21 protein-coding genes are annotated in these 21,767 nt (G+C 68.0%); 12 read left to right on the plus strand and 9 right to left on the minus strand.

Translation table 11 applies throughout. From position 1 onward, the window contains the following. The first annotated feature begins 7 nt into the window (after window positions 1-7). Entirely contained in the window at window positions 8-3,520 is a 3,513-nt protein-coding gene (locus MK786_RS05285) for an error-prone DNA polymerase (RefSeq protein WP_241111185.1), read from the plus strand. 120 nt (window positions 3,521-3,640) lie between these two features. After that, window positions 3,641-4,027 carry a glucose-6-phosphate dehydrogenase gene (locus tag MK786_RS05290; RefSeq protein WP_241111186.1) on the plus strand — a complete coding sequence of 129 codons (387 nt, stop codon included), beginning with the start codon at window positions 3,641-3,643 and terminating at the stop codon, window positions 4,025-4,027. A gap of 126 nt (window positions 4,028-4,153) precedes the next feature. Here MK786_RS05290 and MK786_RS05295 read toward each other — a convergent pair whose 3' ends face one another. After that, the gene (locus MK786_RS05295) at window positions 4,154-4,747 is read right to left on the minus strand and encodes a fasciclin domain-containing protein (RefSeq protein WP_241111187.1); all 594 of its coding nucleotides are present in this window, start codon (window positions 4,745-4,747) and stop codon (window positions 4,154-4,156) included. 255 nt (window positions 4,748-5,002) lie between these two features. On the opposite strand from MK786_RS05295, the gene MK786_RS05300 reads away from it, so the two are divergent. From MK786_RS05300 to MK786_RS05310, 3 genes are read left to right on the plus strand one after another with little or no spacing between them, the layout of a single operon-like run. Beyond that, complete coding sequence (locus tag MK786_RS05300) at window positions 5,003-5,566, plus strand: sigma-70 family RNA polymerase sigma factor (protein ID WP_241111188.1); 564 nt, start codon at window positions 5,003-5,005, stop codon at window positions 5,564-5,566. Next, window positions 5,547-6,332 carry an anti-sigma factor gene (locus tag MK786_RS05305; protein WP_241111189.1) on the plus strand — a complete coding sequence of 262 codons (786 nt, stop codon included), beginning with the start codon at window positions 5,547-5,549 and terminating at the stop codon, window positions 6,330-6,332. Before MK786_RS05300 ends, MK786_RS05305 begins: the two co-directional genes overlap by 20 nt. A gap of 13 nt (window positions 6,333-6,345) precedes the next feature. Continuing rightward, the gene (locus tag MK786_RS05310; protein WP_241111190.1) at window positions 6,346-6,774 is read left to right on the plus strand and encodes a DUF6855 family protein; all 429 of its coding nucleotides are present in this window, start codon (window positions 6,346-6,348) and stop codon (window positions 6,772-6,774) included. Window positions 6,775-6,802: 28 nt separating this feature from the next. Here the strand turns inward: MK786_RS05310 and MK786_RS05315 are convergent, their stop codons facing one another. The 4 genes from MK786_RS05315 to MK786_RS05330 all read right to left on the minus strand — a co-directional run bounded on the left by MK786_RS05315 (window position 6,803) and on the right by MK786_RS05330 (window position 12,286). Beyond that, a complete protein-coding gene (locus tag MK786_RS05315; protein WP_241111191.1) occupies window positions 6,803-8,299 on the minus strand; it encodes an aminotransferase class I/II-fold pyridoxal phosphate-dependent enzyme in 1,497 nt (498 codons plus the stop codon). Then, complete coding sequence (locus MK786_RS05320; RefSeq protein WP_241111192.1) at window positions 8,296-9,489, minus strand: M20/M25/M40 family metallo-hydrolase; 1,194 nt, start codon at window positions 9,487-9,489, stop codon at window positions 8,296-8,298. Before MK786_RS05320 ends, MK786_RS05315 begins: the two co-directional genes overlap by 4 nt. 58 nt (window positions 9,490-9,547) lie before the next feature. Next, complete coding sequence (locus MK786_RS05325; protein ID WP_241111193.1) at window positions 9,548-11,722, minus strand: heavy metal translocating P-type ATPase; 2,175 nt, start codon at window positions 11,720-11,722, stop codon at window positions 9,548-9,550. A gap of 78 nt (window positions 11,723-11,800) precedes the next feature. Continuing rightward, window positions 11,801-12,286 (minus strand): ATP-binding protein, encoded by a 486-nt coding sequence (locus tag MK786_RS05330; RefSeq protein ID WP_241111194.1) that lies wholly within the window; start codon window positions 12,284-12,286, stop codon window positions 11,801-11,803. A gap of 235 nt (window positions 12,287-12,521) precedes the next feature. On the opposite strand from MK786_RS05330, the gene MK786_RS05335 reads away from it, so the two are divergent. Together MK786_RS05335 and MK786_RS05340 are read left to right on the plus strand one after the other, a co-directional pair. Then, window positions 12,522-13,106: an alpha/beta fold hydrolase gene (locus MK786_RS05335; RefSeq protein WP_241111195.1), complete on the plus strand. Its 585-nt coding sequence runs from the start codon at window positions 12,522-12,524 to the stop codon at window positions 13,104-13,106. Continuing rightward, the gene (locus MK786_RS05340) at window positions 13,082-13,246 is read left to right on the plus strand and encodes a hypothetical protein (RefSeq protein ID WP_241111196.1); all 165 of its coding nucleotides are present in this window, start codon (window positions 13,082-13,084) and stop codon (window positions 13,244-13,246) included. The genes MK786_RS05335 and MK786_RS05340 overlap by 25 nt, the downstream gene beginning before the upstream one ends. Before the next feature lie 10 nt (window positions 13,247-13,256). Here the strand turns inward: MK786_RS05340 and MK786_RS05345 are convergent, their stop codons facing one another. Together MK786_RS05345 and MK786_RS05350 are read right to left on the minus strand one after the other, a co-directional pair. Continuing rightward, window positions 13,257-13,871, minus strand: coding sequence for an HNH endonuclease (locus MK786_RS05345; protein ID WP_241111197.1), 615 nt, complete (start codon window positions 13,869-13,871; stop codon window positions 13,257-13,259). Window positions 13,872-13,980: 109 nt separating this feature from the next. After that, the gene (locus MK786_RS05350; protein WP_241111198.1) at window positions 13,981-14,262 is read right to left on the minus strand and encodes a hypothetical protein; all 282 of its coding nucleotides are present in this window, start codon (window positions 14,260-14,262) and stop codon (window positions 13,981-13,983) included. Between the two features lie 60 nt (window positions 14,263-14,322). Here MK786_RS05350 and MK786_RS05355 point away from each other — a divergent pair, with 60 nt between their 5' ends. Next, the gene (locus MK786_RS05355; RefSeq protein ID WP_241111199.1) at window positions 14,323-15,093 is read left to right on the plus strand and encodes an alpha/beta fold hydrolase; all 771 of its coding nucleotides are present in this window, start codon (window positions 14,323-14,325) and stop codon (window positions 15,091-15,093) included. A 372-nt stretch (window positions 15,094-15,465) separates the two neighbouring features. On the opposite strand, the gene MK786_RS05360 is transcribed toward MK786_RS05355, so the two are convergent. Continuing rightward, entirely contained in the window at window positions 15,466-15,702 is a 237-nt protein-coding gene (locus tag MK786_RS05360; RefSeq protein WP_241111200.1) for a hypothetical protein, read from the minus strand. Between the two features lie 165 nt (window positions 15,703-15,867). Next, window positions 15,868-16,884 carry a DUF6615 family protein gene (locus MK786_RS05365; RefSeq protein WP_241111201.1) on the minus strand — a complete coding sequence of 339 codons (1,017 nt, stop codon included), beginning with the start codon at window positions 16,882-16,884 and terminating at the stop codon, window positions 15,868-15,870. Window positions 16,885-17,180: 296 nt separating this feature from the next. Here MK786_RS05365 and MK786_RS05370 point away from each other — a divergent pair, with 296 nt between their 5' ends. The 4 genes from MK786_RS05370 to MK786_RS05385 all read left to right on the plus strand — a co-directional run bounded on the left by MK786_RS05370 (window position 17,181) and on the right by MK786_RS05385 (window position 21,763). Continuing rightward, complete coding sequence (locus tag MK786_RS05370; protein ID WP_241111202.1) at window positions 17,181-18,431, plus strand: hypothetical protein; 1,251 nt, start codon at window positions 17,181-17,183, stop codon at window positions 18,429-18,431. 285 nt (window positions 18,432-18,716) lie between these two features. After that, a complete protein-coding gene (locus MK786_RS05375; RefSeq protein WP_241111203.1) occupies window positions 18,717-18,905 on the plus strand; it encodes a hypothetical protein in 189 nt (62 codons plus the stop codon). Between the two features lie 458 nt (window positions 18,906-19,363). Then, window positions 19,364-20,167, plus strand: coding sequence for a hypothetical protein (locus MK786_RS05380; protein WP_241111204.1), 804 nt, complete (start codon window positions 19,364-19,366; stop codon window positions 20,165-20,167). Window positions 20,168-20,170: 3 nt separating this feature from the next. Next, the gene (locus MK786_RS05385; RefSeq protein WP_241111205.1) at window positions 20,171-21,763 is read left to right on the plus strand and encodes a DUF262 domain-containing protein; all 1,593 of its coding nucleotides are present in this window, start codon (window positions 20,171-20,173) and stop codon (window positions 21,761-21,763) included. Window positions 21,764-21,767 lie beyond the last annotated feature (4 nt).

Here is a 21,767-nt window from a genome sequence, read left to right on the forward strand (position 1 = left end):
GTCCCTGATGGGCTTCAACAACCCCTCCGTCCCGTGGTCCGAGATCGAGCGCGTGCTCAGCGACCGCCGGCGTCCCACCGGGCGCCCGGCGGGCGCCGACGGCGGCGACAGCCCGGCGTGGTCGCACAAGCGCGGACCCTACGTCGCCCCGGGCATCGAGCGTCCGGCCGAGGCCATCCCGTACGCCGAGCTGCACGCGCATTCGTCGTTCTCGTTCCTCGACGGCGCGTCGTCTCCCGAAGAGCTCGCCGAAGAGGCCGAGCGCCTGGGTCTGCATGCCCTCGCGATCACCGACCACGACGGGTTCTACGGCATCGTGCGCTTCGCCGAGGCCGCCGAGTCGCTGCAACTGAAGACGGTGTTCGGCGCCGAGCTGTCGCTCGACCTGCCGAAGCCTCAGAACGGCGAGCCCGATCCCGTCGGATCGCATCTGCTCGTGCTCGCGCGCGGCGAAGAGGGCTATCACCGGCTCGCCGGCGCCATCACCCACGCGCAGCTTCAGGGGATGGAAAAAGGGAGACCGAGCTACGACCTCGATGAGCTCGCCGCGCAGGCGGGCGGCGAGTGGGCCGTGCTCACCGGTTGCCGCAAGGGTGCGGTGCGCCGCGCGCTCGCCGAGGGAGGAGCGGATGCCGCGGCCAGCGAGCTCGATCTGCTCGTGAGCCTCTTCGGGCGCGACGCCGTGAACGTCGAGCTGATCGATCACGGCAACCCGCTCGACACGCGCGACAACGACATCCTCGCCGGGCTCGCGCGCGAGCGCGGGCTTCCGCTGCTCGCGACGAACAACGTGCACTACGCGGTGCCCCAGCGCCAGCTGCTCGCCGCCGCGGTCGCCGCGGTGCGCGCCAACCGTGGGCTCGACGAGCTCGACGGCTGGCTGCCCTCTCACGCCGGCGCGCATCTGCGCTCGGGTGCCGAGATGGTGGAGCGGTTCGTGCGGCATCCCGATGCCGTCGCCCGCACCGTGACACTCGCCGACGAGCTCGCGTTCCCGCTGCGCCGCGCCAAGCCCGCCCTGCCCAAGCAGGAGGTGCCCGACGGGCACACGCCGATGTCGTGGCTGCGGCATCTGGTGTGGGAGGCGGTGCCCCGCAAGTACCCCGACCTGAGCGAGAAGGACCGGGCCCGCATCGAGAAAGAGCTCGGGGTCATCGAGCTGAAGGACTTCCCCGGCTACTTCCTGATCGTCTACGGCATCGTGCAGGAGGCGCGGCGTCGCGGCATCCTGTGTCAAGGCCGCGGCTCCGCGGCCAACAGCGCCATCTGCTATCTGCTCGACATCACCGCCGTCGACGCGATCGCCTACGACCTGCCGTTCGAGCGCTTCCTGTCGAGCCTGCGCGACGAAGAGCCCGACATAGACGTCGACTTCGACTCCGACCGCCGGGAAGAGATCATCCAATGGGTCTACGGGCAGTACGGACGCGAGCGCGCCGCCCAGGTCGCGAACGTGATCCAGTACCGGCCCAAGAACGCGGTGCGCGACATGGCGAAGGCGCTCGGGCATTCCCCCGGCCAGCAGGATGCCTGGTCCAAGCAGGTCGAGGGCTGGGGTGCGCATCTCGAGACGGGGCCGGGTCACGACATCCCGAATCGCGTGCTCGAGTTCGCGGGCGAGCTGCTCAAGGCGCCGCGGCACCTCGGCATCCACTCCGGCGGCATGGTGCTCACCGACCGTCCCGTCGGCGAGGTGGTGCCGATCGAGCACGCCCGCATGGAGAACCGCACCGTCATCCAGTGGGACAAAGACGACGCCGCGTGGATGGGGCTCGTGAAGTTCGATCTGCTCGGGCTCGGCATGCTCGCCGCCCTGCAGTACTGCTTCGACATGATCCGCGCATCGACGGGGGAGGACTGGGAGCTCGCGACGCTGCCGAAGGAGGAGAAGGCGGTCTACGACATGCTGTGCCGCGCCGACTCGATCGGGGTGTTCCAGGTCGAGTCGCGGGCGCAGATGGGACTCCTGCCGCGCCTGCAGCCTCGCCGGTTCTACGACCTCGTGATCGAGATCGCGCTGATCCGGCCGGGGCCGATCCAGGGTGGCGCGGTGCACCCGTTCGTCAAGCGCAAGCTCGGGATGGAGAAGGTGACGTACGCCCACCCCAAGCTGAAGCCGGTGCTCGAGCGCACGCTCGGTATCCCGGTGTTCCAGGAGCAGCTCATGCAGATGGGCATGGCCGTCGGCGGCCTGAGCGGTGAAGACGCCGACCTGCTGCGGCGGGCGATGGGCTCCAAGCGCGGGGTCGAGCGCATCGAATCGCTGAAAGAGAAGCTCTATGCCGGGATGGCCGAGAACGGGCTGGTCGGCGAGGAAGCCGACGCGATCTACGCCAAGATCCAGGCGTTCGCGAACTTCGGGTTCGCCGAGTCGCACTCGCTGTCGTTCGGGCTGCTCGTCTATGCGAGCTCGTGGATCAAGCTGCACTACCCCGCGGCCTTCCTCGCCGGGTTGCTGCGCGCGCAGCCGATGGGGTTCTACTCGCCGGCATCGCTGGTGAACGACGCCCGCCGGCACGGGGTGGAGGTCCGTCGCCCCGACGTGCACCTGTCCGGCGTCGAGGCCCTGCTCGAGCCCGTCGCAGGGGTTTCGCCGTCGGGGCCGCTGATCCAGGATGTCTCGCGAATCGATGATGCTCCGGATGCTTCCGGTCCTCGGTTCGCGGAATCTCCTCGTTTAGCGACCCCCTCTCCGGACCCCGCCACACTCGCCCCCACCGGCCTCGACTCCTGCACGCACCGCCACCAGCCGCCGGTCGGGCTCTTCGATCTCCACGCGCCCGACGAGTCCGCCGCCCACCGGCGCGACGGGCGCTTCGCGGTGCGGCTCGGCTTGGCAGGGGTCAAGGGCATCGGCGCGAAGGTCGCGGAGCGCATCGTCGCCGCCCGCGACGCCGAAGGGCCGTTCCGCGACCTGCGCGACCTCGTCCGCCGCACCAGCCTCACCGCCGCCCAGCTCGAGGCGCTCGCGACGGCGGGCGCGTTCGACGGGCTCGGCCTCACCCGCCGCGAGGCGATCTGGCTCGCCGGCTCGGCGGCGCTCGACCGTCCCGAGTTTCTCCCCGACTCGCTCGTCGCGGTGCAGCCGCCGCTGTTCGCCGACCCCACCAGCTACGAGCGGCTCGCCGCCGATCTGTGGGCAACGGGCGTCTCGACCGACGACCACCCGATGACCCACTACCGCTCCGGGCTCGATGCGCGGGGCGTGCTCACCTCGCGCGAGCTGCGCGGCCACGAGACCGGCCGTCGCGTCGAGGTCGCCGGACTCGTGACCCACCGGCAGCGGCCGGCCACAGCATCCGGTGTCACCTTCATCAATCTCGAAGACGAGCACGGGCTCGTGAACATCATCTGCTCGGTGGGAGTCTGGAACCGCTACCGCCGGGTGGTGCGCGACTCGCCGGCATTGATCGTGAGAGGGATGCTGGAGCGCTCGGTCGAAGGCGTCACGAACCTCCTCGCCGACGGGTTCGAAGATCTGCGCGTGGGCGTCCACCACCAGTCCCGGGACTTCCGATGAGGGCGGCCGCGGCATCCGCTCGTGCATCCCGTGCTCAGCCGCGGCGGGTACCCTCGATAGGTCGCTCCGTTCGAGCGGTGACGTCGTGTCATCGATCCGGAGCCTGTCGAAGGGAATGTCATGAAGGTCGTCGCGTCCTCCGACTGGCGAGACGACCTCGCATTCGAAACCCCGACGCTCGTCGCCGAGGTCTCGCCCGGCGAGCCCACGCGCTGCTCGGTCTGCGGCGGCTCGTCCGAGCCCCTGCCCCGCACCGAGCTGTGGGCCGTGAAGCACCGCCACCCCAAGCAGCACGGCGGGTTCGTGCGGTTCTACTGCCAGACGCACCTGCCCGTGATCCAGCGGGCGCCGGCCGCCCCCGCGCGCCCGACTGCCGCGAAGCCCGCGCGCCGTGCGGCTCCGCGCCGCAGCACCCCGGCCGAAGAGCGCCCCCGTGCGCTGTGCCCGAACTGCTTCGTGGAGGTGCCGCCCACCGGCGTCTGCGGCATGTGCGGCACGGAAGTCTGACCGCACGCACCGAGAACGTCTGGCAACGCGCGAGAGCGTCCGGCCCCACGCGAATGCACCCCCGGACCAAGAGCGTCCGGCCCCGCCGGAGAACGAGCGGGACCGGACGTGCGTCCTGGTTGGGGGTCAGGACGCGGGGACGAGCACCCGATCGATGGTGTGGATGACCCCGTTCGATGCGGGGATGTTGATCTTCCACAGCACCAGCCGCGGGTCGGCCAATGCGGGCGTCTCGTCACGAAGAGTGATGCCGCGAGGCTTGACGACGCCACCATTGGCCATCGTCAACGACTTCGATGTCAGCACCTTGATCGCGCCGAGCTTCTTGCCTGCCACCGCGTGGTACAGCAGGATGTTCGCGATCTGGTCGGTGGTGAACGCCGTGGTGATGGTCGTCAGCGCCTCGCTCTCCGACGCCGGCCACGAACCCGTGAGGTCGCGCACCAGACGCAGGAATGCGCGGTCGTTCGGCGCGAACACCGTGTAGGAGGTCGAGCGGTCGGCGAGGGCGGCGTCGAGTCCGGTGGCCAGTACGGCCTGCACGAGCAGGTCGTAATCCCACGGGTTCTTGTCGGGCGTTCCGCCGCCCGACGCGGCGACCGCGACGTCGACGATCGATCCTCGCGGAGCCGACCCGCCGGTGGCATGTGCGGGAACGGCGGCGAAGGTGAGGGCGGCCGCGGCTGCGACCGCGACGAGGGTGCGGATGTGCTTGTTCATCGTTCAGCTCCTTCGATGATGACGACGCGGCATCGGAAGATGGCGCTACCGGTTGTTCCCCTCGGGCGCTCGATACGGATGCAGTTGCTGTCGAATTCGTGTCGAACGAATCGGGTGCATCCGAATCGGGTGCATCTGCGGAATGAACTGTCGGAGGCTCAGCGAGATCGCCCTGCGCCACACCGCCCAAGCGGGCAGGTGCAGGGGTAGCGTGATGCTGCCGGCCACCGAAGACCGGTGACGAAGCGGAATGACATGGATCAGGACCAAGCGGCGGAAGCAGCCCTCAATGGGCGCTTCATCGCGGGTGACGAGGCTGCCCTCGCCGAGATCTACCGTCGCTGGTCGCCCGTGGTCTTCACACTCGCCTTGAGGTCTCTGGGCGATCGCACCGACGCCGAGGACGTCACCCAGCGCGTCTTCGTGTCGGCGTGGACCTCGCGCGCGTCGTACTCACCAGCGAAGGGCAAGCTGTCGACCTGGCTGATCGCCATCACGCGGCGGCGGATCGCCGACATGCACGAGTCGCGGGCGAAGATCCGTGCGCTTCACGAGGAGCTCACGCGCAACACACGCCCCGAAGACCTGGTGCGCGAACCCACGGATGTGGCGGACGCCGTTCTGCTCGCCAACGAGATCGACCGTCTCGAGCCGGATGCCCGCCAGGTGGTGCGGCTCGCGTTCTACGACGACCTCACCCACGAGCAGATCTCCCGCAAGCTCGACATGCCACTGGGTACCGTGAAGAGCCACCTGAGGCGAAGTCTCCTGCGAATGCGCGACAGATTGGAGGTCTCCCGTGTCGCACCTCGATCCTGATCAGCTCACGCTGCTCGCCCTCGGTGAACCTGTCGTCAGCGACGCCGACACCGAGCACCTCACCGGCTGCCCCGCGTGCGCGGCCGAGCTCGCCGAGCTCCGCCGGACGGCGACCATCGCGCGTGCCACGATCGCCGACGGACAGGTGCTCGAGGCACCGCCGGCTCGCGTGTGGGCACGGATCGCAGACGAGATCGGGATGACGGATGCCTCGGCGGGCCCGGCGGCGCCGGAGTCAGCCCTCGTCGGCGACATCGCGGCAAGCGCGGCCGCTCCCGCTTCCGTGGCCGCTCCCGCTTCCGCTTCCGCTCCGGAGCCCGCGATGCCGCCCCGCCGCCGCCGCGCAGCGGTGGCCTGGGTGCTGGCCGCGTCACTGGTGCTGATCTCCGCGGTCGGTGCGGGCGCATGGCTCGTGAACTCGTCGCTGCGTCCGACCGTCGTCGCCGGGGCAGAACTCGAACCGTTCCCGGCTCACCCCGGCGCCAGCGGCACCGCCGATGTCGAGGCGGCGCGTGACGGGTCTCGCACCCTGACCGTGAGTCTCGCCGCGGATGCCGCAGACGATGGCTATCGCGAGGTCTGGCTCATCCGCAACGACGCCGCCGCGCTCATCAGCCTCGGCGTGCTCGACGGCGATTCGGGGAGCTTCGTCATTCCCGACGGCGTCGATCTCGACGAGTACAGCATCGTCGACATCTCCGTCGAGCCCGTCGATGGCGACCCCGCCCACTCGGGCGATTCGATCGTGCGCGGCCAGCTCACCTGAGCGGAGGAACCCCATGAACGAGGACTGGTCCGGGAGCGGCATGCCCGACGATCCGTGGCACCTCAAGACACCGCCGCTGACGTCGGAGTACACGATCCACCGTGATGACGACGCCGATCCGCCGCTGCTGATCTGCCAGGTCGGCTCGACGAAGCTCACGTACCTGTCGCGGGCGGTCGACGACCTGCACGAGATGCTGATCGCGCACGGAGACTGGATGCCGCTCGGCGCCGCCGACGAGCAGAAGGAGCCCGCCGCCGGCACCGTCGAGGCGTGGGGGCGGTCGCACGACAACCCGGTCGGCGGCTGGTACGGCCAGCGCAAGGGCTATCGCGGGCGGTTCGCGATGTACCTGCCGCCGCTGCTCGAGGCGCTCGGCCTCGTCGAACTGGAGCACAACGCGCGCAACAACCGCGTGCGGGCGATCGTCCAGCCGGGGTAGCGCACGGCCCGGGCGCCGGAGGACTCCGCTACGCCTCCGCCACGACCTGCACCGTCGCCAGCGTCGCGTCGGCCGCATACGCGATGCGGCCGCCGTCGGCCCGGGTCGCGCGCAGCGCGTCGAGCGCCTCCACCGTGACGATCTCGCCCGGCGCCAGCACCGGCACGCCCGGGGGATAGGGGGCGATCAGCTCGGCGCAGATGCGGCCGGCCGCGGCATCCGCCCGCACTGTCTCATGTGGGGCGAAGAACGCATCGCGGGGCGGAATCGCCGTCTCGGCACGCACGCTCCAGGCGGCCGATGCGGTGATGCGCCGTGGTTGGCCGCGGTGGCGCTCGATCGCAGCCGTCAGGGCGTCGATCAGCCGGGCGACGGTCGAGTCGTCGTCGGCGAGGGTGATGATCGGCACGAGCACGTCGCGGTCGGCCATCTCGAGCGTCATGCCGTGAGCGAGCAGGTCGGCTTCGATCGCGTGCCCGTGCGCTCCCGTGCCGGCGAGCAGCACGACGAGCTTCGCGGGATCGACGGCGAGCGGTCCGTCCGGATGCGACGCAGGCCGGTCGACGAGCACCTCGACACCGTTGATCGCCGACAGCGCCGACCGGGCCCGAGCGACGAGTTCGATGAGCCGCCCGATGAGCTCGGCGCCGTCCCGCTGCAGCAGCGCGCGTGAGGCGTCGGCGCTCGCGAGGATCGCGCCTGCGGCGCTGGTGGTGGCGGATGCCTCGAACCCGCGCTCCAGCCGGTCGGGGTCGAGCAGTCCGCCTGCCCGGGTGGTGCGAGCGAGCAGGAGCGCGGACTGGCTCCACGCGGGGAGCGTCTTGTGGGCGCTCGTGATGAGCGCGTCGGCGCCCCGGGCGAGCGCGTGATCGGGCACGCTCGGCGAGAAGCCGAAGTATGCCGCCCAGGCGGCGTCGACGACGAGCGGTACCCCGGCGGCATGGGCCGCGTCGGCGAGGCCGGCGATGTCCGACATCGTGCCGACGTACGACGGGTCTCCGACGAGCACCCCGCGCGCGTCGGGGGTCGCCGCCAGTGCCGCCTCGACCGCGGCAACGGGCACCGCGCCGGGCAGACCGGTCGCCGCGTCGATCGTCGGGTGCACCCACACCGGACGCAGCCCTGCCAGCACCAGACCCAGCAGCACCGAGCGGTGCAGGGTGCGCGAGACGATCACGCTCTGCCCGGGCTGCCCGAGCGCGAGCACCGAGGCCTGATTCGCGTGCGTCGAGCCACCGACCGAGAAGCGGCACCAGTCCACGCCCCATGCCTGGGCCGCGCGCGCCTCGGCGGTCGCGAGCAGCGCGTGGTCCTGCTTCATCGTGTCGAGCCCGGCGAGCATGGGCACGTCGCCGGCGATCACGTCGCCGACGAGGTCGCGGCGATGCTTGTGCCCCGGGATGCTGAAGGGTAACGCGCGCCCGTCGCGCACATCGCCCGTGAACCGCAGCCACGCCTCGAGCAGCGGGGCGTCGGCGGCGTACCCGCGGGGATCGCGCGGGTCGGTCGGGTCGGTCGCGGTCATGCGGGCACCTCCAGGAATCGGCCGACGGCTTCGGTCACCGCGACGGCGTACCGCTCGACCTGGGCGATCTCGACCCACTCGTCGATCGCGTGCAGTCCGCCGCCCGCGGGTCCGCACACCACGGTCGGCACGCCCGCCGCCTGCCAGAGGGCCGACTCCATCCAGTACGGCGCGCCGATGGACTCCGGATGCCGCGACCCGGCGTCGGTGAGCGCCTCACCCAACAGCGTCGTGAACTCGGCGGCGCTGCCCGCGGCATCCGCTTCCCATGCTTCGCGCGCATGCGTGAGCCTGACCTCGGCGGTGAGGCCGGGCGTGCGGGCGGTGACGGCGTCGACCAAATCGCGCACCTCGTCCAGCGCGTCGGCGGCCGCTTCGCCCGGCAGGGTACGGCGCTCGACCGTGACCTCGCCCGCCGCTGCGACGGCGAACGGTGCAGACCCCGCCCGCACGACCGTCGCCATGAGCGAGCCGGAGGGGAGGAGCGGATGCCGCGGCCGCCGCCGCAGGTCGGCATCGGTCGCGGCGATCGAGGCGAGCAGCTCGCCCGTCGCCCGGGCGGCGTCGACGCCCTCGTCGGGCTGCGACGAGTGCGCCGCCTTGCCGTGGAAGGCGACCTCGACTACCGCATAGCCGCGGTGCGCGGCGGCGATGTCGAGCCAGGTGGGCTCGCCTATAAGGCAGACGTCCATGTGCACATCCCGCGCGGCGAGGTACTGCAGCACCGCCTCGGCCCCGACGCTGGCGTCCTCCTCGTCGGCGACGAGCGCGACGATCACCATGCCGGGTGCGTCGAGCTCGGCCAGTCGCTCGGCCGCCACGACGAGCCCCGCGACCCCGCCCTTCATGTCACTCGCGCCGCGCCCGGTGAGGCGGCCGTCGGCGATGCGGGGTGCGAAGGGCTGCGGCATCCCTTCCACACCCACGGTGTCGAGGTGGCCGTTGAGCACGACGGTGCGGCCGGGGCGCGAGCCCGTGCGCAGAGCAAGGACGCTCACGCGGCGCGGATCGGAAGGGGCCGCGATCAGCTCGACGGCGTAGCCCGCGGCGCCGAGCCGCTCGGCGAGGACGGACGCGATGCGCGCCTCGCCCTCGGCCGAGGGCACAAGGCTGGGGCTCACGCTGTCGATCGCGACGAGCGCGGCGGTGAGGTCGACGGCGGCGCCGCCGAGATCGGTCGGGGAGGGCACGATCCGACGATAGCGCGGGGCCGGAGGCCGCCCGTCAGCGCCTGACCGAGGCCGCCCGTCAGCGCGCGAGGATGGTGTCGGGCCGGAGGTCGAGCCGGCGCAGCAGCTGGGCGTTCAGGGCGACCACGATGGTCGACAGTGACATCAGGATCGCGCCGACCGACATCGGCAGCACGAAGCCGATGGGGGCGAGGATGCCCGCCGCGAGGGGGACCGAGATGAGGTTGTAGCCGGCGGCCCACCACAGGTTCTGCTTCATCTTGCGGTAGCTCGCGCGCGAGAGCTCGATCACCGACAGCACCGAGCGCGGGTCGTCGCTGGCGAGGATCACGCCGGCCGAGGCGATGGCGACGTCGGTTCCGGCGCCGATCGCGATGCCGACGTCTGCCTGCGCGAGCGCGGGGGCGTCGTTGACGCCATCGCCGACCATCGCGACCTTGCGTCCCTCGTGCTGCAGCTGCGCGACCTTCGACGCCTTGTCTTCGGGCCGCACGCCGGCGAAGTAGCGGTCGATGCCCAGCTCGGCGGCGACCGACGCGGCCACGGCTTCGGCGTCGCCGGTGATCATGACGACCTGCACGCCGCGGTCCTGCAGCGCGCGCACCGCCTGGCGCGACTCCGGCCGGATCTCGTCGGCCAGCCGCAGCGCACCCGCCACCTCGCCGTCGACGAGCACGTGAAGGATGATCGCGCCCTCGCTCCGCCACGCGTCGGCGACGGCGAGCTCGGTCGAGCCGGTCTCGTCGAGCAGGTGCGGGCCGCCGACCTGCACGCGGTGCCCGTCGACCAGGGCCGAGACGCCGACCGCGGGGGCCGAGGTGAAGTCCGTCGCGCGCGGGGTCGCGAGGTCGCGATCGCGCGCGGCGGTCACGATGGCACGGGCGAGCGGATGCTCCGAATCAGTCTCCGCCGCGGCAGCCAGCGCCAGCACACGGTCGGCGTCGTGACCGTCGGCCGGCTCGATCGCCGTCACGGCGGGAGCGCCCTTGGTGAGCGTGCCGGTCTTGTCGAACAGCACCGAGTCGACCGTGCGCATGCTCTCGAGGGCGAGGCGGTCCTTGATCAGCACGCCGCTGCGAGCCGCGCGCTCGGTCGCGATCGACACGACGAGCGGGATCGCGAGGCCCAGCGCGTGGGGGCACGCGATCACGAGCACGGTGATCGTCCGGATCACAGCCTCATCGGGATTCCCGAGCAGCGACCACACGATCGCCGTGATCGCCGCCGCGCCGAGCGCGAACCAGAACAGCCAGCCCGCCGCGCGGTCGGCCAGGCGCTGCGCGCGCGACGACGAGTTCTGCGCCTCGGTGACGAGGCGACGGATGCCGGCCAGCGCGGTGTCCTCACCGACCGCGGTGATGCGCACACGCAGCCCGGAGTCGGTGGCGACGGTGCCGGCGACGACCGGGTCGCCGTCGCCGCGGCGCACGGGGCGGGACTCGCCGGTGATCATGGACTCGTCCATGCTCGCCGAGCCCTCCACGACGGTGCCGTCGGCGGGCACCCGCCCGCCCGGACGCACTACGACGACGTCGCCGAGCTCGAGGTCGGCCGGAGCGACCGTGACCGTCGAGTCGCCGACGATCCTCTCGGCCTCGTCGGGCAGGAGGGCCGCGAGCGAGTCGAGGGCGTTGGTGGTCTGCGCGAGCGAGCGCATCTCGATCCAGTGCCCGAGCAGCATGATGACGATGAGCAGGGCGAGCTCCCACCAGAAGTCGAGCTCGTGGTGCAGCATCCCGAGACTCGCTCCCCACGACGCGACGAACGCGACCGTGATCGCGAGCCCGATCAGCAGCATCATGCCGGGCTTGCGGGCGCGCAGCTCGCTGACGGCGCCGGCGAGGAAGGGCGCGCCGCCCCAGACGTACATGACGGTGCCGAGCACGGGCGAGACCCACGGCACCCAGGCCGCGTCGGGCAGCGAATAGCCGAGGATCATCGCGAACATCGCCGAGAACCCGACCACCGGGATGGCGAGGAGCAGGTTCCACCAGAAGAGCGTGCGGAAGCGGGCGACGTGGTCGCCGTGACCGGCGTGGCCTTGGTGGCCGGCGTGGCCGGCGCGGTCCTGGTGGACGGCGTGGTCGTGGTGGCCGGCGTCGTGGTGAGCGTGCCCGCTGTGATCGGAGGGGGAGTGGGATGCGGCGACCGGCGCCCCGACGGCGGAAGCGGCGTGATGGTGGTCGTGCTCACCCGTGGTGTGGCGGTGCGGGCGAATGTCGTGCTCGTCCATGAGGCTCTCCTCCGTGCTGTCAGCGTCTGGAGTCACCAACGAGGGTACCCCCCTAGGGTATTCCTGAATCGCGCAGATTCAAGACGCCAGTTCGTCAGCGGTCGACGGCTCGAAGACGAGCATCCACTCCCTGAGGCTGGCCTCCGGAATGTGGAACGTGGTGCCCTCGGGCAGACGCGCGTTCCTCGCTGTAATGCGTTCGAGGAGCTGCTCGGCCGAGGCATCCGCGAAGTGAATTCTGACTTCCGCGCCGAGCTCGTGCGCTCGCCCGCGGAACTCGTCGCGCTCCTGTCTGGTCCAGAAGCCGAAGTCGAGGACGACGTCCACGCCGAGTTCGAGGGCGCGCGCCGCCGTCTGCCACAGACGCGCCTCGATCGCCGTGTGCCGGGCGTCGTGCACCGCCCAGTCCGCGTCGCTGCTGTCGTCGTGGACGTCGTTCCCGAACAACTCGACGTGCCATTCGTCGACGGTCAGCCGCAGCGCGGAGTGTTCCCGCTCGAGGCTGCGGGCGAGGGTGGTCTTGCCACTGCCCGGGAGGCCGACCATGAGGTGGAGCGTTGCCATGGGGACATCCAAGTCGGTGGTGAGGCGTCCGCCAAGCCGGGCTGGCGCGGGGCGCACCCTTTCTTCACGAGCCCGGGGCGTCGGACTGCGTTTCGTTCAACGGCGACGCGACGCTGTTCGCTCTGGCGGAGCGGCGATGTGAGCCCTATCGTGCTGTGTGCGTCGGGCACCTGGGCGCATCCCTCATCGCCGGTAGCGTCGCCCGCCGCGGCGGCGCCATGTGATTGGAGCCGCAATGCCTGAAACCCCCACGATCGTCCTCGTCCACGGCGCCTGGGCCGACTCATCGAGCTGGAACGCCGTGATCCCCACCCTCCAGGCGGAGGGCTTCACCGTGCTCGCGCCGCCGAACGAGCTGCGCGGACTCACGAGCGACTCTGCGTATGTCGCATCCTTCCTCGCGCAGCGCACGTCGGGCCCGGTGGTGCTCGTCGGCCACTCGTACGGGGGAGCGGTCATCACGAACGCCGGGCTGTCGGGCGACGTGCGCGCGCTCGTCTACGTCGACGCGTTCATCCCCGACGAGGGCGAGACCGTGCTCGGCATCCTCGACGGCTCCGGCTCGGCGCTGGCCGTGGCCGATCCCACGACGGTGCTGGATCTCGCGGGCTACCCTGGAGCGCCGGAGGGAGCAGCGGATGCCTGGCTCAAGCCCGAGGTCGTGCACAACTCGTTCGCGCAGGACCTGCCGAGCAGGATCGCTGGCTCATCGCGGCGACGCAGCGGCCGGCATCCATCGTCGCGAATGTCACGCCGTCCGGGCCTGCCGCGTGGAAGACGATCCCGAGCTGGGCCGTGCTCGGCACCGAGGACCGGGTGATCCCGATCGAGACGAAGCGCCGCATGGCGGCGCGAGCCGGGTCGACCGTGACCGAGGTCGAGGCATCCCACGTCTCGATGATCTCGCACCCCGATGTCACGCTGGCGGCGATTCGGGCGGCTGTGGCCTCGGTGGGGTGAAGGCGGGCGGCTACTGAGTTGGTGTCTCTGTCGCATCGTTCGACATCGGAGTGGGCGGCGCCACAGCCGAATGGGACTCCGCGATACGACGACGTATCTTGTCGGCGGTGCCCTCAGCCTCGCGCATGAGGCGGAGAATCGCTCTGTGGTTTTCCCAGTGGGCCGCCCATAGCTCGCCGCCGACCAGCTCCTCGAAGTTCACCGTTGACGGGTTGCCCCAGCGTTCGAACGCCTCGAGCCGCGCGATGCGTTGTTCGATGTCGGCGATGCCTCGCGTCTGAGGCGAGAGCCGAGCACCGCTGCGCATCCAGTCGAGCCAGTTCTTGTTGCCCTTGCTCTGGTTGCACTTCCCACAGGAAGGGACGAGATTGTGGATCTCAGAGATGTATCCCGTCGGTTTCTGCGCGACCACGAGCGGACGGAAATGGTCCCATTCGGTTGCCGTGTCGCCACAGTAGGCGCAGACGGGTTCTTCCATCCCCAGGACATAGAGTGCCTCGTCGACCTCGGATTCGGTTGGCCAGATCACTGGTATGATGCCGTTGACGAACGAGTTCGTGATGCTCGAACTGGAACCGGTGATTCGGACTGGCTTTGGCATCGCGAAGCGAGGGTGTGCAGGCATGGAATGACGCTATCGGCCGGCGGTCAGCGAGCGGCCCTCACAATCCTCATCTCGATGTTGATGCGCTGGCCGCACTGCGACGATCCCCAGTGCTGTGGACCGCGTGCGGTCAGCGCTGATGAGCAGACGGCCCTTGCGAAGCGGTGATCAGGATGCCGGCGGCGACCACGATCAGCACGAGCGAACCGATCCACAGCCAGAGGTTGCTCTCGTAGCCGAGCAGCGTATCGGTGGCAGTGTCTCCGCAGTACCGTCCGTCGCCAGGTACATCGACCGAGAAGCAGTTGCGCGACACCATCGCCGGCGCGAGCAGCAGCGACGCGACGATCGTTGCGACCAAGGCGCCGACCAGAACGATCGCGACGCGCGCGCGGCGGCGACGGGATGACACCCGCACAGGCTAGCCGCGAGGGGCCTTGTCGGTGTCGGTGGGCCGTGGTTTCGTGACGGAATGGAGACCACGACGTCAGCAGATGGAACCACGATTGCGTTCGAGCAGTACGGTGACGGCCCCACGGTCGTGATCGTGGGCGGTGCGTTCTCGGTGGCGGCTGACGGCGCGCTGCTGGCGAGGGCATTGGCGGATGCCGGCTACCGCGCCGTCACCGTCGACAGACGCGGGCGCGGCTCGAGCGGCGACAAGCGCGGCTCGACTCCCGAGGATGAGGCGGCCGACCTGGCGGCGGTGATCGAGGCGGTCGGGGGAGACGTGGCAGTGCTCGGCCATTCGTCGGGTGCCGTGCTCGCGCTGTTCGCGGCGTCGCTGGGTGTGCCGGTTCGGGCGCTGTTCCTGTCGGAGCCGCCGTTCCGCTTCGGCGTGGACGAGCCCGACCCGCGGCTGCCCGAGCGCCTGCAGGCGTTGGTCGACGATGGCCGCAGCGAGGACGCGGTCGTGACGTTCCAGCTCGTGGGCGTCGGACTGCCGAAGGAGATGGTGGACGGGATCCGCCAGAGCGACCAGTTCGCGGGGCTCGTCGCTGTCGCTCAGTCGACGGTCTACGACGCGGCGCTGACGCGGCAGGTGTCCATGCCGACGCCGGAGATGCTCGCGGTGTCGCGCGTGACCATTCTGCGCGGTGAACAGACGTTCCCGATGCTGGTGACGGCGGCTGACCGGTTGGCGAAGGAGATCGACGGCGCGGAGCTGGTCGTTGTGCCGGAGTCGGTGGGGCACCGCCCGGATCCTGAGGCCACGGCAAGGGTGGTGGGGGAGCGGATCTGACGACCTGACCGGCGTCGTGACTTGGCGGTGTTGTGCGAAGCCGCGCCGTCTTGAGACCCCTGGAGGGACTCGAACAGGTCTTGAGCACATTGCATAGCGACGTCGATCGACAGAATCCGCGGAATTACGGTAGCTGTCGAGACTGCTGCGACATCCGGCGACGTCCGAAAACAGCCAGTGGCGAATGAAATGCGGCCAAAATATGGCCACGAGTTCGCAGTGTGGAAGCGGCTATCCGACTCGCGCCAGAGATGAATGCGGCCAAGACTGTGTTCGCTAGGATCGTGAGGGGTTGATTTTGGGCGATCTGCGCGCACGGGCACGCATTGCTTGGCAATGTGCACCGATGCAGTTTGATGCGTTTCCTTGACGTCAGCGCCCTAGCGAGGGGCCTGACGGAGAGCCCGGGAGCTGGTGCGGGCGGGTCTGCTGCTCTTCGTCGGCGTGCATTCGGTTGTACGTCTCGCGGGTGATGAGATCCTCCGCGAGCCCGGCTTCGCGAGCCCGCGCCATCATCCGCGTGGCCGTGCTGACGCTCACGCCGAGCTGATCCGAGACGAGCTTGAGCGGCGCGATGTTCACCGTGGTCGCGATCCGGTACAGCCTCACCGCCTCAAGGACCGTCTCGCCGTATCCTTGTGCGCGCGTTGCGCGCTGAGCGCAGGCTCGCGTACACGGCTGCCGCTGTGCGGTTGCGGTTGGCATGGGTGCAGATCAACCTGATCAACGAGAGCGCTACCACGAGCGGAGTCGCTGGGGCGCGAACTCGCTTGCTCAGTCTGAGGACGAACCCACACGGTCAATATCGATGACGGATACGAAACTCGGAAGCGAAGCCTGGTCGCGATCGTGATCAGACGGCTCCAGTACGACTGACCGGGACGGCAGGAGCGCCGATGAGTCATCGTCGCCAAACCTTCGCACAAGCATGGCTTCCAAGCGTTCAAGGTCAGTGATCGGAGCGACGCTGCGCACTCTGTCGCGGCCTCGTGCAGCCGTGTTGACCTCGAGGCGCGCCAGCGGCGCGAGATCGAAGTCGTCGTCATCCCGTCGAACGATCTGGCGCACATATGAAGGCAGTTCCCTGTTGCAGGTACCGTCTGCGATGTTCAGGTCCCAGAACTCGTCGATGTGATCGATCTGTGCCGGGAGGGGGCGATTTGCGAGGGCTGCCACGATCTCAGCCAGTGACCTTCCAGACCGCAGCTGCGAGACGAGGCCGTCGAAGACGCTCGCCCAAGGAATGCTCCCTCGGAGGTGGGTCGACCCCTTGAGCGTGGCGCGGCCGGCCGGCGGCTTCCCATAGGTTTCGCGGACGCGACTGGCGAGCTGCGCGCTGCAACCCGCGTTGCGTGGCACCGCGATTCCAGCAGACGGTTCCGCCGAGTAGAAGACATAGAGCGGCAGCCATCGACAAAGGACGTCAGCAGGATCGGGATTGACGAGCCGGTCTAGCTGCTGCCCGGTGCTATGAGGATGGCCGAGCTCAGCGAATCGTCCGTTCCGATTAAGAATCTTGGCCTGCACACGAATCTGGATCCAGTTGTTGCCGTGCCCGATGAGCCACTCCCAGTCCGCTCCTGTGGCGAGCTCATCGGGCTCGTTAGTCACGATGTAGACGCGTTTCGTCCAGAACTCTCGCAGGCGAAAGAAGCTGTGCTCGGTCGCGGTCACCTCGCCCAGGCGCAGTCGATATCCGAGTGCGCGCGAATGATGCACCATTTCCCACACGTCCTCGGCCTGCGCGGCCATCGCCTCCTGCATGCGTTCAAAGAACTGAAGTTCGGTCACGACGTCAGCTTGTCAGAAGGGAGTTTGGCGGTATCGAGGGTTCGCGCGGGCGGGCCCCGCCGTGGATCTCCAGCAGCGGCGACAGTTTGGGGGTGAACGCTCAGCGCTGGCCCGTCGGATGACGTCACGAGCCCTCAGGATGAGCTCTCCGCCATCCGAATACGGGCGGCGCGCGAAAGCGGTAGGGACGCGTGCGTTGACCGCCGTCATCACTCTGCAGGTTCTGCCAAGATCGGCAGCCATGCGGCGCTGCCGGGGGCCGGCCTCGCACACGGTCGACCTGGCATTCTTGAGACGTGCGCCCTTTCTCTGGTACCGGAATCGAGGTCGATTCCGAGTTCGCCGTAGAGTCCCAGAATGATCTGCTGGCGGTGATCCTTGAGAGCCGTGGAGGCACTTCCCCTGGGTCAGCGCAACGCAATCCCGACTACAACGTCGCGCTCGACCTCCTCCTGAGCCGGCTCGCTCAGTTGCGAGCAACGGTGGTCGACGCCTTCGTCGACTCCGTGACGACTCGGCAGCTTCCTTTAGAGAGGCGCAGGATCGTGGCGGCGCAGATCACTCTGGACAGCGATACAGACGTACCCCTAGTTCGAGCTGAGCTGGGTAGGGCCGCTGCGGCTGTGAACCGGGCGCCCAACGCGTCCGGTGAAGGCAACCGAACGAGGCGGATCAAGCTCTTGGTCGCGGTTCCGGGCTACGCGGCAAGCGATCATGCCACGCTCGCTGCGGCACTTGCCCGACCATCTCTAGCGTTAGACGTATCGCCGACAGCAGTCAGGGGATTCCTCCGATCGATGATCGGGACCGCGATCCCGACGGTGTCCGGCTCGCGACACAACACGATCCTCGCCGTCGATTCGCGGAACGTGACCGTCGCAACGGACCGAGCCCCCACTGGGCAACCTGTCCCGATCAGCGAGGTCGCCGCGGCGATGGAGCTAATAAAGGAGCAGTCCGTCGTCGACGTTAGCGTCGGTGTTCTTGGATACCGCAGCGCGTTCATTGGCGCCGTGCTGCTCCAGCTCCCGGGGGCACGAGTCGTTGGCGCCTCGCCGGCGCGCGTTGCGATCGGTGATCTCTTCGCCCGAGATTCGAACCCCCCGAACGAGTTGGCCACCGTGGAGGTCGGCCCCTTCCAAGGCGCGTTGGACCGCCCAGCCACCGTAAGACAGCGCCGAGAACAACAGCAACTTCGCGCTGCCCTACTTCTCGGACGAACGGAGGCGGAGTGCGCGCTCTGTGGCGAGAAGTATCCTGCTCGCTTCCTATGGGCATCCCACATCAAGAAGCGAGCCGCGGCAACCGACCAGGAGGCGCGAGATATTCCACGAGTCGCAATGCTCGCATGCCTCTTTGGCTGCGACGCCCTGTTCGAGGACGGGTATGTGAGCGTAGAGAACGGGACCATCGTCGGTGCTACAAGCGTCCCTGGCAGTACCGCTATCGGACGTCGGATCGGTCAACTCCGAGGCCGTAGCGTCGACCGATACGCCGACGCTGCCGCATACTTCGACTGGCACCGAGCGCACGTATTCATGAACTGAACCGCAAGACTCTCCCGATCCACAATCGTGCATTGCGCGGTGAGGGGACGCTGCCGAACACTCATCACCGTCGTTGTCGACCGGTGTCACGTCCGCAGCCCAGGATCGACGAATGCCCCGCGACCGCGAAGCGGCAGTATGCCATTGTCGGATCCCGACCGATTTTGCGTTAATCCCCCCGCGCCGCGCTAGCCTTCGCGCAAATCGAGGGTCACTGCGCATACATAGATTGCGAATTCCTACGCCATCGGGCCAGCGCGACCCGGTTTCACTACCATCAGTCCTATGAAACGACGCGTGCAGATCGCGACGGTGCCTGAAGTGGGCGGAGTCGCCGCGACTATCGGCTACGTAGTCCGTGCCGACGGAACCGAGGTGAACCACATGCTGGCTGGAGCTGTCTATGCGGACACTCGCCGACCATTGTCGAACGAGCACCTCGAAACCGTCCGTCGATTTCTCGACGTCGGTTGACGACCCGGTCAAGAGCGAAACCGCAGGGCGGCCTACAAGGCTTCCTCACCTCAGAACTTGATCACGGACTGAGGACCTTGATGGCGATCGTGCCTAATGCTGTCGTGCGTGCCGACCCCGTGTGGTCATCCGCCAGTGACATCAGTGTGTGGGCTGCTTGCCAGCGTTGAGGATTGAGATCGCTGGTGAGCTGGCACGCTGCCCGCGACGCACCCCGCACTCTGTGTTCCGGCAGTTGAGCCGACCCGCGATCTTACAGCGACTCGTCAGGCATATAGGCTCTGGATGTATTCGGGAGTCAGGGGAACTTTTGAGGAACACAGGTCACATCGGTGCCTAGGACCAAATCGCGCGTAATCGTCATCGCACTCGCCAGTTTGATCGTCGGCGTCGTACTGATTTGGATATCAACAGGCTTGGAGACACCGGCGTCACAGATTCTTGCGACGCTCGGGACGGTGATCCCCACCATCGGCATAGTGAATCTTGTTTCGGATCTGGTCCTACAGAAGTCGGTGTCGGATGATCTGGTCGACCTGATCGGCCTTGAGCGTCGACTGGTCGAGTCAGGTCTGGACGATGTTCGCTCAGCGGCGGATGTCGACTGGTCGTATCTAGTGCGAGGGGATCGGGAACTGACGTGCTTCGTGCTCAATCCAGAACAGTTTCGAATGCTGATCTGGCCGAGAATCCTCGAGGCATCCAAGGATCGTCTTGAGAAGATCGAAATCATCCTGCCCGAACTACCAGACTCAGCACCGGTGGCTCCTGTGCCCGACGGACCGGATGAGCGCGCACCGGAGCTCGAACCGGGCTCAGTCGGGAGCGATCTGGTAAGCCCTCCGATGGAAGCCAACGCCGCCTCAGCACCGTCAGTCGTAGTCGCCACGCTCGCCTCTCGTGTGGGGTACGACGAAGTGCGCTACCGAGGCGCTGTGAGAGATCTCGCTGCCCAAATTGAGAGTGAGTGGAAAGCAACTAGGGCGCGGTGGCCAAGCGATTGCTCCCTCACCCTCCGGCGCGGGGCGGAGTACCCGCGTCACGCGTTCCTCCGCACACCGCCGCGGATCGCGCTGGTCGTCGACCCGATTGCCCAAGCAAGTGACCACGTTGGTGGACGAGTCTTCATCTTCAAGACGGACGGGCGACACACAGGAACCGAGTCTTGGTTGACTGATTCGCTTGAAGCCCTCCGGCCAACGTACTCGGCACCCCTGTTCTCGGACGATCGCTCCAAGGGCCGAAACACCGAAAGAATCTGAGCAATGGGCATTGAGAAGACCCACGGTCGAAACTACGACCTATACCGCCTGCTAGCTGCGATCGATGCCGGCCAGGTGGTGCTTCCGGAGTTCCAGAGAAACTTCAAGTGGGACACAACCGCGGTTCGACAGCTGCTCGCCACCTGTTTGACGGGATGGCCAGTTGGCAGCCTCCTGCTCCTGCCGGGCACTACCGACGTATTCTTTCGGGTCCGATCGATCGAAGGAGCACCGCCTGCGAGCGATGAGTTTCAAATCGTCGTGCTGGATGGCCAGCAGCGGCTGACGTCTCTTTACCAGGCGCTCTTCGGACGCGGCGACTTCCGCTACGCAGTGAAATTTGAGGACCTTAGACCCGGTCAAACGATCGAGGAGCTAGAGGACGCTCTAGAGGCTGTTCCTGCCGCTCGATGGGTCAAGCGCTACAGCGATGAAGCCGCCCAGTATAACGCCGGCCGGGTTCCCGTCACAGCCCTACGAAGCGCCGCTGACTTCTTCGCCTGGCGCGATCGTGCGCTTCCGGACGGTTCTGCTGCTGAGCGGGAGCGTCTGACGAACCTGTACATCAGTATGCTCTCGGGGCTTGACCGATACGAGGTGCCAGCAGTTGTTATCGACGACACGGTTCACCCCGAGGCGATCGCGCGCATCTTCGAGCGGGTGAATCGGCTTGGCCAGCCGCTTGGAACGTTCGACCTAATGGTCGCGAAGTCCTATAAGGAAGGATTTAACCTCCGGGATGAATGGGAAGCAGCGGAGATCGAGTTCCCGCTCGTGAAGAGCTTCCTGCGTGGCGACGGGTTGCCGGTCCTCGGGGTTATTGCATTGCACGTCCGTGATAGCGTCCGCCAGCAGGATGTCCTCGCGCTGACGGGTGCTGCGGTGCGGGACTATTGGGGGCGCGCGGTCAGTGCGCTCAACGATGCAATTAATTTCGCAATGCAGCACCTAAGCGTGGTCCAATCCGATTGGTTGCCTTACCGCTCTCAACTCACGATTCTCGGCTGCCTCGCCATGAACGGTTCGCTGGCAGTAAACGCTCCGGCGGTGAAGAGTTGGTTCTGGACTTCCGTGTTTCGAGCACGATACGACGTCGCTTCAAACACGCGTTCCGTGGAGGACTATGCCCGCCTCCTTGCGGGTGAGCCGGTGTTCTCCGGCGAGACCCTGCTCGACGCCGAGACCATGTTCGCCGTGAACAGACGCCAGTACGGCGCCCTCCACCGCGGCCTGCTTTGCCTTTTCGCGAGCGATCGCCCCTTGGGGATAATTACCGGCGCGGACCTCCGACGGGAAGCCTCGAATGGGGAGGAACTCGACGCGATAAGCCTCGTTGACTCTGCGGTACGAATTGCGGACCAGCCTGGTGCCCTACTCACATTGGGCATGGTTCTGGACACGAAGGCGGCGCTTCGCCCGGTCGAGAAGGTGCAGCCGGGCCTGATCCAAGACAATTCGCTGGAGTCGCAGGTTGCGCCCGTCAGTTCACACGTTTGGGACGAGCGAGCGGTCGAAGACAGGCTGGAACTTGTCCGTCAACGACTCGCCGAATTGAGTGCGCTCGCCGTACGGGTGGGAGCTTCCGACTCGCTGTAGTCTT

This window comes from Microbacterium sp. CFH 31415 (assembly GCF_022538185.1).
Taxonomy (GTDB): domain Bacteria; phylum Actinomycetota; class Actinomycetes; order Actinomycetales; family Microbacteriaceae; genus Microbacterium.

What these genes read in the sequence shown, in the direction of transcription:
- MK786_RS05285 (WP_241111185.1), top strand. Translation starts at nt 8, where the DNA reads ATGGGCTTCAACAACCCCTCCGTCCCGTGGTCCGAGATCGAGCGCGTG.
- MK786_RS05290 (WP_241111186.1), top strand. Translation starts at nt 3,641, where the DNA reads ATGAAGGTCGTCGCGTCCTCCGACTGGCGAGACGACCTCGCATTCGAA.
- MK786_RS05295 (WP_241111187.1), bottom strand. Translation starts at nt 4,747, where the DNA reads ATGAACAAGCACATCCGCACCCTCGTCGCGGTCGCAGCCGCGGCCGCC.
- MK786_RS05300 (WP_241111188.1), top strand. Translation starts at nt 5,003, where the DNA reads ATGGATCAGGACCAAGCGGCGGAAGCAGCCCTCAATGGGCGCTTCATC.
- MK786_RS05310 (WP_241111190.1), top strand. Translation starts at nt 6,346, where the DNA reads ATGAACGAGGACTGGTCCGGGAGCGGCATGCCCGACGATCCGTGGCAC.
- MK786_RS05315 (WP_241111191.1), bottom strand. Translation starts at nt 8,299, where the DNA reads ATGACCGCGACCGACCCGACCGACCCGCGCGATCCCCGCGGGTACGCC.
- MK786_RS05325 (WP_241111193.1), bottom strand. Translation starts at nt 11,722, where the DNA reads ATGGACGAGCACGACATTCGCCCGCACCGCCACACCACGGGTGAGCAC.
- MK786_RS05330 (WP_241111194.1), bottom strand. Translation starts at nt 12,286, where the DNA reads ATGGCAACGCTCCACCTCATGGTCGGCCTCCCGGGCAGTGGCAAGACC.
- MK786_RS05335 (WP_241111195.1), top strand. Translation starts at nt 12,522, where the DNA reads ATGCCTGAAACCCCCACGATCGTCCTCGTCCACGGCGCCTGGGCCGAC.
- MK786_RS05345 (WP_241111197.1), bottom strand. Translation starts at nt 13,871, where the DNA reads ATGCCTGCACACCCTCGCTTCGCGATGCCAAAGCCAGTCCGAATCACC.
- MK786_RS05355 (WP_241111199.1), top strand. Translation starts at nt 14,323, where the DNA reads ATGGAGACCACGACGTCAGCAGATGGAACCACGATTGCGTTCGAGCAG.
- MK786_RS05375 (WP_241111203.1), top strand. Translation starts at nt 18,717, where the DNA reads ATGAAACGACGCGTGCAGATCGCGACGGTGCCTGAAGTGGGCGGAGTC.
- MK786_RS05385 (WP_241111205.1), top strand. Translation starts at nt 20,171, where the DNA reads ATGGGCATTGAGAAGACCCACGGTCGAAACTACGACCTATACCGCCTG.